We start from the raw sequence: 14,737 nt of genomic DNA, 5'->3' as shown, positions 1-14,737 counted from the left end.
CGCTTGCCTCGGCGGAGAGTTGTACCTGACGCGCGCCCGCGCGCCCAAGCGCGTCCGATGCCTGTGAACAGGCATTCCCGCCCGCGAGGAGCTGCCATTGGGGGTCACCGCTCACGGCCGCAATCCAGATATCTCCGCAGCCCAGACCTGCGTGAAATTCGGGCTGAACCGAGCTGTCACCGGTGTCGGTTCCGGCCTGAGGATTTCGACAAATGACCTCGGCGCATGCGGCGGCATCACGCACCGCCTGCGTCGGATTGCCGGGCGTGCTCAGCCAAAAGGCCAGAATAGAATCGCCGGTGAAGCGATAAACATCACCGCCGCGGGATACGATCTGTTCCACGCACAGGCTGTAAGGCTGGTCCAGCGTTTTCGGGATTTGCTCCATCCCTGACTGGCCTCGATGGGACAGGCTTTCGACTAGCGCCGTGTACCGCGACACGTCAATCAGCAATGCCGCACCGGATAACCTGGCGAAATTGGGTCTCGCCCCATCGGCGCCGTGAAGCTGTCGCAGAAGATGTAGTGGCAGTAAACCGCCAAGTGATTGCAATGAAACGTCCAAATCCGATCTCCGTGAGGTCGGGACACTGTTCAAACGCCAAACTGACCGGACAGTGCGCAGGCGACGCAACCTCTGATCCGGCTCGTTTGGGCACTCGCCTTATCGGGGATTGTCGCACATTTACCCCGAAAAACGAAAAGCGGGATTTACGGGCGGGTCTTCCCGTTAAACCCGCCACCCCGCCGGGCCTTGGGAAATTCACGCCAGAATATGCTAAAGTGACAATATTGAAGTGCCCTGGGGGGATGGCACGCATATTTGAACGTCGTCCGCCACATTCAGCCCCGGTGGTTCACCGATGGCGCGTTCCACGGCCCGGAGCGCCTGTCGAATGGTTTCCCCGCATTCGGGCCGGCTGGACCATTTGCCATGACTGATTTCGACTCTGTCTCACGCACCGCCTGGATTTCGCAAGGATTTGAAAGGCTGGTTGATCGTGTTCGCTCCAATCCCACCGACGTGCATTTCGATGTGCTGATCATCGGTAGCGGCTATGGCGGGGCCATGGCCGCGGCGGTTCTGGCCGGGCGCAAGATTGGGACTGACACCGCAAAGGTTGCGGTTCTGGAACGCGGGAACGAATATCTGCCCGGAGCGTTTCCGACCGGGCTGGGTGAACTGGCCAAACACGTTCGGCGGGACGGGAACCGGCAGGGGCTGTTCGACTTACGGCTCGGGCCTGAGGTTAACACGGTCGTCGCCAACGGCGTTGGCGGCGGGTCCCTGATCAATGCCGGCGTAATGGAGACGCCGAAGCCGGGCGTTTTCCAGAATGGCTGGCCTGCGGAAGTGTCCGACCTCACGACGCTGAAACCTTTCTATACCAGAGCCATGAAAAAGCTGGGCGCGCATGTGGACGGAGTGCCGAACAAAATCGACAACCACCCCGACGGAGTACCGCTCAAACACCAGGCGTTGGAAAATATCGCCCCGTATGCGACGTTCAGGTCGGCGGCAATAACCGTTGCCATGAAAGACCGCGTCAATTGTGCCGGTGTCAGGCTGAGTAAATGCCTGAAATGCGGGGATTGTGCGACGGGATGCAATTTCGGAGCCAAGGAATCGCTGGATCTGAGCTTGTTGGCGACTGCCCATCAGGCTGGCGCGGAAATATTCAGCGGCGCAACCGTGCTCTTCGTGTCGAAGGACGACACCAGTTGGGTAGTCAACACGGTTTACACCGACAAGAGCCTGCGGCTAAGGGATGGTGCGGTCGTGAAGATCCGGGCCGACAAGGTCATACTTGCGGCGGGGACGTTGGGGTCGAACGAAATTCTCGAACGCTCCGGCGAAGGCGGGTTGTCTGTTTCGGCCAAAAATATTGGGCAGGGATGCTCGACCAATGGCGACATGCTGGCGGTGGATTTTGCGACCGATACGGTTGTGAACAATGTGGCCGATGAAAGCGTGCAACCGTCTCAGCGCGCCATTGGTCCGACGATCACCGGCATCATCGATCTGCGGGATGCCAAGGGCATTCTGATCGAAGAAATTTCGGTCCCCGCGTCGTTGCGCTTAGCATTCAATGAGGTGTTCGGTTCTGTAAATGCCCTTCAGGCGTTGCAAGAAATTGATTGGTCGATCCATTCCGATGGATTTCCGACCGACGATGGGTACGCGGTTCCGCCGCCACACATCAAGAAAACCGCCGCGTTTGCCATTATGGGCGACGACGGGGCGCAGGGTTCGATTGAATTCAAGGTCGAATGGAATGACACCGAGGTCGATAGCACCGCCGTCATGAGATGGCCGGCCGATGCCGAACCAAAGATTTTTGAGAAGGAGATAACCGAATTATCCAAATTGACCACTGACACGGGAGGGCGGTTGATCGCAAATCCTGCCTGGCGGCCCCTGCCCAAAGATATGGATTTTCTGGTCGGGGATCAGACAGGCCCAGTTACAACCGTGCATCCGCTGGGCGGTCTGAACATGGCCGACAGCGGGGCACATGGTGTGGTCAACCATCTCGGGCAGGTCTTCAGGTCTGAAACTTCGAACAGCGTTTACGACGATCTTGTCGTTCTGGATGGTTCGATCGTGCCCACCGCGTTGGGGACAAACCCGGCACTAACAATTGCCGCACTGGCCATGCGCGCGTCCGAGGAACTGGCGGTGCAATGGTCGTTCGGGGCCAAACCTGACGTCGCGGCCGATACACAGCCTTTCGAGCGTCCGGTCTTTCGCGAGACAGACAGGGCGGCTGCAACGCAGCCGACCGAAGTCGAGGTGATCGAACGTCTTTCCGGACCCGTGGAGTTGACCCCTGCTGGAGGATCACCAGATCAGTACATTGCCGAGCTGACATTGCGGTTTAAGCCCAAACCGGTTCAGGACTTGAATCCGGGGGCTCAGGGGGATTGCACGCTTGTTCTTTCCGAGGACGAACTGGACCCGCTGACCCGAAGCGAAATCCGAATATTCCGGAAGGATGACTGGGAACCACTCAGCAAGATATGGAGCCCTCCTATATGGCGCGAGCGGGAGCTTGACGCCATGGCGATCCTTCGCGCGCCACTGACCGGCCACCTCAAAGTTCTGGAGCGCGAAAGCAGCTGGCCCACGGGGCGGATCTGGAGGGCGGGCAAGGCATGGTTGCTGAACCGGGGTTTGCGGGACATCTACCAGGCGACCTTCGAAGATCACACAGGCGGGTCCGGACCGGGGCTTCTCAGCCGGATCAAATCCGGGATCGCCATCGCCAGCAAGGCCGGTGAAGTCAGAAAACTAGTTTACAGATTAAAGATTGGTCCCGCAGTTTCGGGGTCCGAAATTCAACTTGGCGGCAATCGCATTCGAGGTATCAAGCGGTTCACATACAACCGTCGCGGCAACCCGTGGCGGCAATTGATGGAGGTGACCCTGGAAGACTTCCCGGCGCTCAACAGACGCGGACCGCGTGTCCTGAATCTGGATATGGCATATCTTGCGCGGATAGGCGTTCCGCTGTTCCGGATAACAAAGCAGTCGAATGCCATGACTGCGATTTCGGACATTACCGGATTTGTCGGCTATTTCTTACGTCTGCTGCTTGGCATTCATATCTGGAGTTTCCGGGCTCCGGATACGAATGATGACAGTAAGGTGATCGACTTCGCGCCGCCGGATCAGCTCAGGCTGTCAGAAGGTACAACCGTGAAGGCTGACGCGTTTTGCGACGGTGGCCAAATTGGCGCCGAGGTGCCGGATCTCGACAAATCGCTAGGTCCCATCCAGGGGAAGGTTCGGATCACCCGCTACCCCAATCCGAATGCCACAAGGCCGCCGGTGGTCATGTTCCACGGCTACAGCGCCGGCGGCACCACATTTGCGCATCACGCGGTCAATCCGAACTTTGCTAGCCACCTGTGGGAAAGCGGACGGGAGGTCCTGATCGCCGATCTTCGCACCAGCCCGTATTTTCGCGAAACAACGGCGACCAAACCCTGGAGTTTCGACCAGATCGCCGCGAAGGACGTTCATTATGTGATCAACAAGGCGGTCGAGGTCACCGGAGCCCAGAAAGTCGATGTGGTGGCGCATTGTATGGGGACGGTCGTGTGCAGTATGGCGATCCTGGGCTCGGCATCGGACCCGCCCGGCCCAAATGATCTGTTCAAAAAGGTCCGGCGCATGGCGTTCACCCAGGTTGGACCCCTTGTGGTGTTTTCCCCGATCAATATTCTGCGCGGCTTTATCATGAAATATTTGGTTGGGCTATTGCCTGACAACTACCAGTTTCGCCCTGACCCCCGGTCCCTGGCGGACGACATACTGGACCGCGTGCTGGCAACGTTGCCGTACCCCGTCGATGAGTTCGATATCGAAAACCCCGTGATCCCCTGGAAACGCACGCCTTGGACCAGAACGCGGCACCGGATGGATGCACTGTACGGACGCGACTTCAACGCAGCCAAGATGGACCCCGGAGTCCTGGAGTTTATAGACGAACATTTCGGAGCGCTGAGCATTCGGACCGTCAGTTCCACCCTACACTATGCCCGAAATGACATGATGACGGACTTTCGTGGTCGGAACAAATGGGTTTCGCGGAAAAATTTCGACACAACTTGGAGAGATATTCCGACCTTCAGCGTGCATGGTGGCGAAAACGGGCTGTCTGATCCCGTTACCGTCGACAGAATGGAAAAAATTCTGCATGACGCCGGGATTCAATATCTTATGCCGGAGATCGTCGAGCACGCAGGGCACCAGGACGCTCTGATCGGCGCGGACAGGTTGACCACATTTGAACATATCCGCACGTTCCTGGACCTGGACCTGCCGGTTCATGAGGGTGAACGCAACACCGATAAAGTGGCCCATACCCCCTGGATTGGGCCGGTTATGACCCTTGAGACTCCTGATGGCGCCACGACGCCGGGATATATTGCGCGGATCGGCGCAGCGCCATCGCACAGAAAACCTGAAAGCATTGTGTTGTTGCGAGTTCATTTAGCAGATGACCGGATATTGCGACCTGACACGCAAACCGATGATTGGGACGAAGACTATCTGCTGTTGTCGATGGTTGTGTACCCTGAACAGGAATTCGCGAACGACGGCTGGGCCGTTTTCGAAGTTCCCAAGCCGGAATTCATGCCGGGATTCAATTCTGAGAAACCGGGCAACGCCACATTGGTGTTGATCACTTATGACGAGGCCGATGTATTGGCGCCGGCTGCAGGCAGCCAATATTACTTTGTTCAGCGAGACGGCAATCGCCAGGATCACCTGTTCAAGTTCGGCCGTGACGGTAAGCCTACGCGCGCGGCACCGGAAGAATTCGATCTCGAACGGTTCGTTAACACCCGCAAGGCGGTCTCAAAGTCGCTGCTCCGCGGCGCCAGTCTAACAAGACCCACGGGCGAGACCTTCGGTTCGGGTCTCACCCTGCGTGGTCGGCGGGATGTGAACAGGGTTGCAGTTGATCCCAGGTCGGATACCGGCATGCGGGACGTGACGGTATCCGAGTTGGAGTTCGCGTCCAACCAGGCAGTTGGTGAAGCGGTGTTCGATCAGCTTCGGGATCATGACGATATTTTGCTAGACGGTGTCATTCCCGATTGGGAATTGCCCGACGGGAATGAGCAAACGCGCTTTGTGTTCGGGTCGTGTCAGTACCCGGCAGGGTTGCTGGACAAGCCGGTGGCCTACAATTCCTACGGGACGCTAGCGGAACGGCTGGCATGCTCCACCGCTCCACCGCGCTTCAGTCTTCTTGTCGGAGATCAGGTTTATGTCGATGCGACCGCCGGTCTGTTTGATCCGCGGGACATCAATGACCGCTATCGGACCCCCTACGAGAACTGGTTAAGAGCTCCTGCGGTACGCAAGACGCTCCGGTCAGCGCCGTCCTATATGCTGCTGGATGATCATGAAATCGTGGACAATTGGGAACCCAGGGCCGGAGTGAATGACAAACAATCGGATTGGTTCAAGGAAGCTATGTCTGCTTACAAAAAGTACCAACACGGATTGCATTGGAACCGTCAAGAATTCGAACATGGCAACGCGCGCTTCTTCCTGCTGAATACCCGAACCGATAGAACGCGGCGAGCTGTGGGTGGCCTGGCGAATGCAGACCTTGTCGATGGGCCGACGATGACAAAGCTCAAAGGCTGGATGGAACAAGGCAGCGGTGTCAAATTCATTGTGACGCCATCGATGTTTCTCCCAAGACATCGTCGCGCCATTCAGCGGGACACGCAACTGCGGCCCAAAAACCTCAGTGCCATTCACTCCGACGGATGGGACGGATATCTTGCGTCAATGCGAGAAATATTAGGCCATATCGCAAAAAAACAAATCAAAAACATAGTGTTCCTGTCTGGCGACGAACATCGTGCCTGCATGGCCACTGGCGAAATCCTCAACGCACAAGATCAGCAAGTGGCGCGGTTTGCATCTGTTCACACATCCGCGCTGTGGTCACCGTTTCCTTTCGCCAACTCCTTGGAGGAGGACACTGCCGATCTGGAAACGTTCACGTTCGATTTGGCGGGTGATCAGTTCTCCTGCGTTGTGAAAACTGAAAGGCCGGTGGCCGGTGACGGTCCGACATTCGTCTCCGTGCGTTCGTCGGGCAATGACTGGTTTGTTGATTGCGAATCCTCGGACGGATTGACAAGGACAATAGCCTGTTAGGTTCAGGACCCGTTGATTTCCGTTTGGTTGCGAGATTCACGGCTCAAGAAACGAGCGGTGAACATGTCTGATCTATTCTGGTTGAACGACGCGCAGATGGCGCGGCTTGCACCTTTCTTTCCAAAGCCCCATGGCAAGCCTCGTGTTGGCGACAAGCGCGTGCTGAGTGGAATTATCTTCATCAATCGCAATGGTTTACGGTGGCGCGTCGCGCCCAAAGGATACGGACCGCGCAAGACCTTGTACAATTGTTGGAAGCAATGGAGCGATATTAGTACCGCGGATTTACGATACGCCTAAGTCTTCATCGACCAACGCGCCAGGCAGTGTTGAGAACGCCCATTCTTCGTAGACCATTATGTGTTGCGCTAAGCTGAACTCCATCACAGACACCAGCTTGTTTCATGTTGGACAATAGATGTGAGCCCCTTTTGTGAACACGCCTAATCGGAAACAACATCTAACAGTTGATTGATCAGCCTAATGTGCAGAGGACTTTTAAGTCTGATTTCTGAAATCCGTTATTGGCGCAATGCCACGAGATCACACTCTATTGCGCATTGCGGCATTCGAGGACGGACTGTCAAATGGCATGCATTGCAATCACCGGATGTTCTGCGCCTTTGTATATAAGTATGAACATCACAGTATGGGTTTTATGTGAACCGCCATGATAGCGTCGCGATCCGTGGTATTAAATCTCAATTTTTCAGCATGTTATGCAGATTTTACGCAACATTGATGTCGCACGACGTCTCAAGTTGTAGTACATGTTAGTATAACTTTAGGCGGGTAAGTAGGAGGGTGTAGGCGGACCATGCAGCTTCGTTGCAGGCTGAACCGCCTATCCCGGAGGGTACGCCTGATCCATATGAGCTTTAATAGGTCAATTCTTTAGGCTGCGTTGGGCTCATTGCAGTCGTTCTCTACTCAGTACACCAATGGCCGCTCCGGCACGAGCGTGCTATTCCGCCGCAGCCGCAAGCGTCTCCCAAATATTTTCTATTTGTCTCACCCCACCTATCGTTCCATGATTTCACTGGGAAATAAGCCCGCCAGCTTTTTGGCTACAAAACCCACAACGGCCGCATTTCTTCAAGCCATCCCCCTCGTCGGTCGATTGTTGGAGATATTGAACTTCATTCCATCTAGCAACTCTTCCAGATCCGGACGTGCCGCAGGCCCGTTAGACACAATGACAATCTGCGTCGTGCCATCCGGAAGAATGAAAAACGATGCCGGCTCCGCAAAACGCCGATCCGTTTCGTTTGGCGAAATAGGATCGGTTACATAGACACCCAATTCCCTCATTTGATCTTCACTGAGATCATAAGCTAAATCAAACTCCCAGCCGAATTCATCCTGGTCCGCGAGAGATTTGTCGATCGGATCAGCGGAAGCGACCAGAACATCAATGCCTGCTTCTTCGAATTCTGGCAGCATCTTTTGCAATTTGTTGAGGTGTCGCTTGCAGCGAGGACAGTGCTTTCCGCGGTAGACGACGAAAAACTGATGTCGCTCACGCTTTCCGCCCACGGTCATTGTTCCGCCGCCGACTGTTGGTAGAGAGATATTTGCAATGGGGGTGCCCACAGCGGGTTTGTAGTTTTGCATTCGATTAGTCCTTTTTTAGGTTGGGGGTATTGTACGTCGATTTGAATTTAAAATTTGCCAAAATGACCGAAGTCTGCGGTGGTCTGCCCGATTTGTACTGCAGTCAGCGCTGTATGTGCGCCTGCTGTCACAACAACGGACGTTCGACAGTATTGGAGCAACGACCGAGTTGCGAACAGAGCAGCCATCAAGTTTTTCAGTACCCCTGCTTCACGCGTATTCAAGATGGTCAACCAAACGTCTGCCGCAAATGCTGTGTTCTAGTAGACAAAACCTATCGCGGACCTTGGAGGGCTTTCCAGATTTAAGCCATGGGCATGAAGCGCCTATCATATAAGATCGCCTAGGGACTTTCAGCTCGACGAAATTCGTTTCGTGTCTACCGGAAGAACAACCTAGGCTTGGAGTTAACGTTTCATGGAGCACAACTTGGAAAGACGCCTCGCTGCGATTGTGGCCATGGACATGGTCGGTTTTTCCCGTCTTTTGGGTTTAGATGAAGAAGGAACAATAGCGCGGCAACAACGTCTAAATTCCGAAATATTCGAGCCAATTATTGCTGGAAATAGTGGTCGCGTTTTTAAGAGTAGCGGGGACGGTCTATTTATCGAATTTCCCTCGGCAGTTAGCGCCGCACGAGCTTGCGTAGCGATTCAACAATCAGTATCGGAAGCCGAGAAGTCTATAGATCCCTCTAAACGCATTGCTTATCGGATAGGTTTGCATGTTGGTGACGTAATAGTCGACGGCGACGATTTGTATGGTGACGGAGTCAATATCGCTGCTCGGCTCGAAGCTTTGGCGGAACCTTCAACGATTGTTACTTCAGCAGACGCACATCGCCAGTTTGATGGTAAGTTTGAAGCGGATTTTGCACCAGCAGGATCCCGCACTTTAAAAAACATATCTGAACCTGTTCACATCCTCCAGTGGCCCCTTGACGCCGTTATTCCTGCGATGACTGTTTCCAAGCCGACTGTAGCAGTACTCCCTTTTGAAAATCGATCCTCTGATCCAGAAAACGAATTCATTGCCGATGGCATGGCGGAAGATATAATTACGGACTTAAGCCGTATGCCTTGGTTCAATGTGATTTCGCGAAATTCCACACAGGCCCATAAGGACAAAAGAATGGATTTGACGGCGACGATCAGAGATTTGGGTGTAGTGTATGTGCTGAAAGGCTCTATTCGAAAGTCTGGAGACCGAATTCGGGTCACTACTCAATTAATTGACTTGGCGACTGAAACACAGGTTTGGGCAAACCGCTACGACCGAGTATTCACTGACATCTTTGATATTCAGGACGAAATATCGAACGCGATAGTATCGGCGGTCGGGCCAGGATTTTTGAGTGCCGAAGCTAGGCGCGCCCGTGAAAAAGATCCGACGCAATTAGACGCCTGGGAATGTGTAATGAGAGGGCGACCTCTCGTCATGCGTTTGGGGCAGGCGGAAACAGCAGAAGCTCGACGCTATTTTGAACGGGCAGTTGAACTGTCCGGTGGTGCATTTGGCAACGCTGACCTGGCTCTCGCGCATTTTCTACAAGCATTCTACAGTTGGGCAGAACCCGGCGAGAATTCCGCCGCGGCGATGGTCGCAGCGGCAGATGCGGCGGTGCGAGCCGACAATCAAGATCCCATTGTTTTGGCGATCAAAGGATGGTCTTTGATGTTTGTAGGCCGCTGGGACGAGGCAGTTGACCTCTTTGATCGCGCCATTACGCTAGCGCCATCGTTTTCGACTGTATTGGGCTTCTGTGGAAGCGGATACTGCATAAGCGGCGCATACCAAAAGGGCCTGGATCTGGTTAAACGAGCAGAGACATTAAGTCCTCAGGACGTTTTTACACCGCTTTGGTTGATGGGCGTCTACTTTGCCCATTTTTGCTTAGAGGACTACGAAAGCGCAGAAAAGACGGTGCGTCGTGCACTGGCCTTGGCACCCGAAAACCCAACCTACAGAAGGCAGTTGGTGGCGACGCTACATCTTTCTGGTCGCATTGAGGAGAGAGACAAGGCGTTAGACGCCTACCTGGCAGTTGCGCCGGACGTCAGAGCAAGTGATGCAAGACGAATTCCTGGTCGAGACCGCAAACAAGTAGAGCGCTTTGTTCAAGTCTTGATCGCCGCAGGCGTTCCAGACTGAATTCTTCTGGAAGAATTTGCTAAGTGACAAATGTCCACGTTGGGTGCTGTCAGACGAATTCGAGCCAGTCTTTGTTTGCCGCGGAAACCGCTTACCTATCCGGAACAAAGTTGAGCCACTCGCCAAGAGAAGCGGCGCAGGTCAGCTTGAAGGTGTCTCGACTGGCTAGCGATCTTTCCTGGTTGAAGTGGTTGTAGACAGAGGAATGGACGGAGGCGAATTTCTGTAAACTTCGCATGCGCCTGAACCGTTGCATCGGGCGTTCACGCCGTCGGAAAGGAAGGTGTGAATTCTCGACGCGGTTGTTGAGCCACCTGCCCGTCTGCTGTTTTTTGGTAGCCCCAAGCTCTTTGTAAGCGGCACGATACGATGCGAAGCGATCCGTGACGACGTTTTCCGCTTTACCGTGTCGCTTCATCAATTTCTTGAGGAATTTCAGTGCTGCAGTTTTGTTTCGGCGTTTGGTGACAAGAGCTTCCAGTACCTCACCTTCGTGATCAACAGCCCGCCAAAGATAATGCCGCTTGCCATTCACCTTCACGAAAACCTCGTCAACGTGCCACTTCCATTTGGAGAAGGCGCGCAGTTGCTGAACACGCTTCCGTCTGATCTCAGCAGCAAACATCGGGCCGAACTTGTTCCACCAGTATCGGACGGTTTCGTGGCTCACATCGATGCCTCGCTCGTGAAGCAGATCTTCGATATTCCGAAGCGAGAGCGGGAAACGGATGTACAGCATCACTGCCAAGCGGAGGATCTCGGGACTATTTTAAAGTATCTGAAAAAGGCAGATCTGGTCATCGGAAAAAGCTACGCAACACCCCTGCCCGCCTCAAGACAAGTTCTTCTGACAAGACCCCCTGAACCGCTCAAGCAAGGTTCTTCTGACAAGGCACTTCTGATAAGACCAGATGGTCGCTGGCAGAAGCTTAGTAAAGACCCGCGACCTTTGCCCTCAGTTTTGTCAGTGATGCAACAGTGTCGATTGTGGGTGTTGCGATCCCGATCAGTTGCCCCAATTCCTGCACCGAAGTGACCAGTGCATCAATTTCCATTGGTCGGCTCAACTCCAAGTCCTGCCACATAGAGGTTTTGTGGGCGCCAACTGCTGCCCCTCCGTCAATACGTTTTTCAACATCTACCGGAAACCTGATCCCAAGTTTCTCGGCGATTTCCTGAGCCTCTAGCATCATTCCGCGCGCCACAGACCGTGTACCAGGATCAGTACACAGTACATCAAGTGTTGAGTGGGTAAGAGCGGAAATCGGGTTGAACGACAGATTACCCCACAACTTCAGCCAAATTTCGTCCCGAATTCTTGGTCTCACGGGCGCACGCAACCCAGCGGCGGATAGTGCCGCGGAAAACTTGGCAGCGCGGTCTGATTTGGAACCATCAGGCTCGCCCAAAGAAAAACGATTGCCTTCGACATGCTTGATAGTTCCCGGAGTAGCGACTTCTGCGGCTGGGTAGACGACACATCCAAGAACCCGATCTGGCCCGAAACCATTCCATTGCACGTTACCCGGGTCCACAGACCGCAACCTCTTCCCTTCATAGGGACCTTCCAGTTTGTGGAAGTACCACCAAGGCACCCCGTTCACACCACTTACTAGTGTTGTCTCGGATCCAATCAGCGGCTGCATTGTATCTACAACCGCTGGAACAGAGTGCGCTTTTAGCGTGATGAAGACATAATCTTGTGGGCCAAGATCGGCGGCATTGCCGGAGGCGCGTACCCGCACATTGATCGGGTCCCGCCCACCCTCAAGGAGAGTCAGCCCATTGTCCCGCATTGCAGTCAGATGGGCGCCACGCGCAATGACACTGACGTCGACGTCAGTCTGCGCAAGCTTCGCGGCAACGTAACCTCCGATAGCTCCGGCACCAAAGATGCAAACTTTCATGTGTCTAAGCCTTTGTCAGCCCCAGTTTAGCGGCCAGCCCAATCCGTTGTATCTTACCAGTCGCGCCTTTTGGAATCTCTTCGAGAATGACCACTGATGTCGGCACCTTGAATTTTGCGAGCCGTTCGCCGACAAAATCCCGGACCTCTGTACCCGCGATCGCCGCGCCCTCGGACAGTACCACCGCCGCCGCGATATCCTCGCCCAGTTTTTCGTGTGGGACGGCAAAACAAACTGCCTGAGCAACGTCCGGGTGGCTCAGAAGCACGGCATCGACTTCGAGCGGGCTGATTTTTTCTCCACCACGATTTATCAGCTCTTTAAGGCGTCCGGTCAGCCGCAGGTAATTCTCTTCGTCGAACGACCCTTGATCACCGGTACGAAACCAAAGCTTTCCATCCGCTTCAAAGAAATTGTCTGCATTTGCCTGCGGGTTGCTCTCGTATCCCGGTGTCACGTTCGGACCGCTGATAACGATTTCTCCGACATCCCGCGAAGCGATCAACACATCTTCCGTTTCGTGTGCAATCCTGACTTCGGGTCCTGCAGCTATTCCAACAGATCCGGGCTTTTGCTTTTGCGGAGGAAGCGGGTTGCAACACATTTGGTGCGCGGCCTCTGTCATGCCGTAGGCTTCGATGACGGGCGCACTAAATGTTGCAACCAACTCTTCCATAACTGGTGCGGGCAACGAAGCAGAGGAAGATCGAAGAAAGCGCAACCGCGATTGATCAATGATTGATTGGTTTCGTGCAGCTCGGGTCAGAATAGCTTGGTGCATCGTCGGGACTGCCGTATACCAAGTCGGATCAACTTCAGCGACCTGCGAAAAAAAGCTTAGAGCGTTGAACCCAGGGGCGCAGCTAATTTGCGATCCGGCGCCTAAAGAAGCCGCGACTGCTGCGATCAGCCCATGGATATGGAACAGCGGCATGATGCTTAGACAACGATCATTGATTGTCAGTGTCAAAGACGAAGCCACATTTCTCGCAGATGCGTAGATATTTGCCTGCGTCAGAGGGACGATCTTTGGGCGCGACGTCGTTCCCGAAGTGTGGAGTATCAGGGCGACATCATCTTCACGCGGCGCAGAGGTATCAGCGACTCCAATTGGGTCGCGGGACAAAATCGAAAACTGGCCGGCCTCTGGGAAGCTATCGGAAGACGCCCGCAATATAGCGATGCCGAGATCGGTTGCCGCTTTTACTGCAGGTCCGTCTTCGTTTTCACTTACAAGCAGTGCCTTAGCCCGCAGGTCCTTGAGGTAAAATACGTACTCTTCATAAGTGTAGGCAGGGTTCAGAGGTGCCGTCGTAGCCACTTGGGCAACGGATATGAAAGCCGTCGCCATCTCTGGACCGTTGGGCAAAACGATCGCAACTCGATCTCTACGACCTACTCCGATCTGATATAGATCCGCTTTGACCTTTGCGCAAAGCTCGCGGAGCCCATGGTAATTCAACCAAGACCGGCCAGGAGCACCGATAGCATTTGCAGTGCCGGAATGGGGAGCAATCAATTCAGCGACTAGATAGGGCATCCGGGATCCGTTCACAAAAGCATTGGCCTAACTCGCGGAGAGGGTTTGTTGTAGTACTTGCTAAGTTACGTTGACCGTTATGCTACCCAGTTTGTCGACGGCCAGAACCATAACATCGCCACGGCTCACAGGGCCAACGCCAGAAGGTGTTCCAGAAAGGATGACGTCTCCGGCAGCGAGCTCAAAGTAGTCGCTCAGGTAGGAGATCATCTCTGGGACCTTCCAGATCATCTGGTTCAAATCACCCTCTTGCCGAACGTCACCATTCACCGTCAAAGTAATTGGACCATGGTCGAGATGCCCAACTTCTGATGCCTTGTGAATAGGCCCGCATGGCGCAGAGCGTTCAAACGCTTTACCAATTTCCCAAGGACGGCCCATTTTTTTCATCTGCCCCTGCAGGTCGCGTCGGGTCATATCAAGCGAGAGACCATATCCAAAGACATGATCCAATGCATCGTCCACCGAGATATTCGTACCGCCGGACTTGAGCGCAATGAGCATTTCTGCTTCGTGGTGCACGTCGGAACTGTGCGGTGGGTACGGGAATTCACCCGAGGAATCCAGATTGTTAGGATTCTTCTGAAAGAAAAACGGAGGTTCCCGGTTAGGGTCATGACCCATTTCAATTGCATGTGCGGCGTAGTTTCGGCCGATGCAATAAACGCGACGCACTGGGAATGTGCCGCCCCCCGCTACGGGTATAGTATGCACCTGCGGCGCGGGAATGACATGACCGGACATCGCTTTCCTCCTCAGCGTATAGTTGCCAATGATCGGATTTCCAAACGGCCAGAGACCTTCCGATCGATGCTACGCCAGATACGATCAGAC

8 protein-coding genes and 1 pseudogene are annotated in these 14,737 nt (G+C 54.4%); 4 read left to right on the top strand and 5 right to left on the bottom strand.

Annotated features, from left to right (window positions below; genetic code table 11):
* The first annotated feature begins 97 nt into the window (after positions 1 to 97).
* The 3 genes and pseudogenes from ACR0IP_RS11095 to ACR0IP_RS11085 form a co-directional block, all read left to right on the top strand.
* Positions 98 to 394 carry a hypothetical protein gene (locus ACR0IP_RS11095; protein WP_480525810.1) on the top strand — a complete coding sequence of 99 codons (297 nt, stop codon included), beginning with the start codon at positions 98 to 100 and terminating at the stop codon, positions 392 to 394.
* 540 nt (positions 395 to 934) lie between these two features.
* Entirely contained in the window at positions 935 to 6,691 is a 5,757-nt protein-coding gene (locus tag ACR0IP_RS11090) for an alkaline phosphatase D family protein (protein ID WP_480525528.1), read from the top strand.
* Positions 6,692 to 6,754: 63 nt separating this feature from the next.
* Positions 6,755 to 6,961, top strand: a pseudogene (locus tag ACR0IP_RS11085) (transposase); the annotation flags it as partial.
* A gap of 825 nt (positions 6,962 to 7,786) precedes the next feature.
* On the opposite strand, the gene ACR0IP_RS11080 reads toward ACR0IP_RS11085, so the two are convergent.
* A complete protein-coding gene (locus ACR0IP_RS11080; protein WP_170375879.1) occupies positions 7,787 to 8,305 on the bottom strand; it encodes a redoxin domain-containing protein in 519 nt (172 codons plus the stop codon).
* Between the two features lie 429 nt (positions 8,306 to 8,734).
* Here ACR0IP_RS11080 and ACR0IP_RS11075 point away from each other — a divergent pair, with 429 nt between their 5' ends.
* Entirely contained in the window at positions 8,735 to 10,456 is a 1,722-nt protein-coding gene (locus ACR0IP_RS11075) for an adenylate/guanylate cyclase domain-containing protein (protein WP_480525526.1), read from the top strand.
* Positions 10,457 to 10,547: 91 nt separating this feature from the next.
* On the opposite strand, the gene ACR0IP_RS11070 is transcribed toward ACR0IP_RS11075, so the two are convergent.
* From ACR0IP_RS11070 to ACR0IP_RS11055, 4 genes are all read right to left on the bottom strand, one after another.
* The gene (locus ACR0IP_RS11070) at positions 10,548 to 11,195 is read right to left on the bottom strand and encodes an IS6 family transposase (RefSeq protein WP_480525803.1); all 648 of its coding nucleotides are present in this window, start codon (positions 11,193 to 11,195) and stop codon (positions 10,548 to 10,550) included.
* A 190-nt stretch (positions 11,196 to 11,385) separates the two neighbouring features.
* Positions 11,386 to 12,363, bottom strand: a complete 978-nt coding sequence (locus ACR0IP_RS11065) for a 2-dehydropantoate 2-reductase (RefSeq protein ID WP_170375883.1) — start codon at positions 12,361 to 12,363, stop codon at positions 11,386 to 11,388.
* A 4-nt stretch (positions 12,364 to 12,367) separates the two neighbouring features.
* A complete protein-coding gene (locus ACR0IP_RS11060) occupies positions 12,368 to 13,903 on the bottom strand; it encodes an acyl--CoA ligase (RefSeq protein WP_170375885.1) in 1,536 nt (511 codons plus the stop codon).
* Between the two features lie 60 nt (positions 13,904 to 13,963).
* Positions 13,964 to 14,647: a fumarylacetoacetate hydrolase family protein gene (locus ACR0IP_RS11055; RefSeq protein WP_170375887.1), complete on the bottom strand. Its 684-nt coding sequence runs from the start codon at positions 14,645 to 14,647 to the stop codon at positions 13,964 to 13,966.
* Positions 14,648 to 14,737 lie beyond the last annotated feature (90 nt).

It is taken from the genome of Ruegeria sp. AL11 (genome assembly GCF_056540865.1).
Note: the sequence above shows the minus strand (reverse complement) of the source record. Positions and strands in the feature narration are given on the sequence as shown.

Bases quoted from the DNA above. Each gene is read 5' to 3' on its own strand.
- ACR0IP_RS11090 (WP_480525528.1), top strand. From the start codon at position 935: ATGACTGATTTCGACTCTGTCTCACGCACCGCCTGGATTTCGCAAGGA.
- ACR0IP_RS11070 (WP_480525803.1), bottom strand. From the start codon at position 11,195: ATGCTGTACATCCGTTTCCCGCTCTCGCTTCGGAATATCGAAGATCTG.
- ACR0IP_RS11055 (WP_170375887.1), bottom strand. From the start codon at position 14,647: ATGTCCGGTCATGTCATTCCCGCGCCGCAGGTGCATACTATACCCGTA.
- ACR0IP_RS11065 (WP_170375883.1), bottom strand. From the start codon at position 12,363: ATGAAAGTTTGCATCTTTGGTGCCGGAGCTATCGGAGGTTACGTTGCC.
- ACR0IP_RS11080 (WP_170375879.1), bottom strand. From the start codon at position 8,305: ATGCAAAACTACAAACCCGCTGTGGGCACCCCCATTGCAAATATCTCT.
- ACR0IP_RS11060 (WP_170375885.1), bottom strand. From the start codon at position 13,903: ATGCCCTATCTAGTCGCTGAATTGATTGCTCCCCATTCCGGCACTGCA.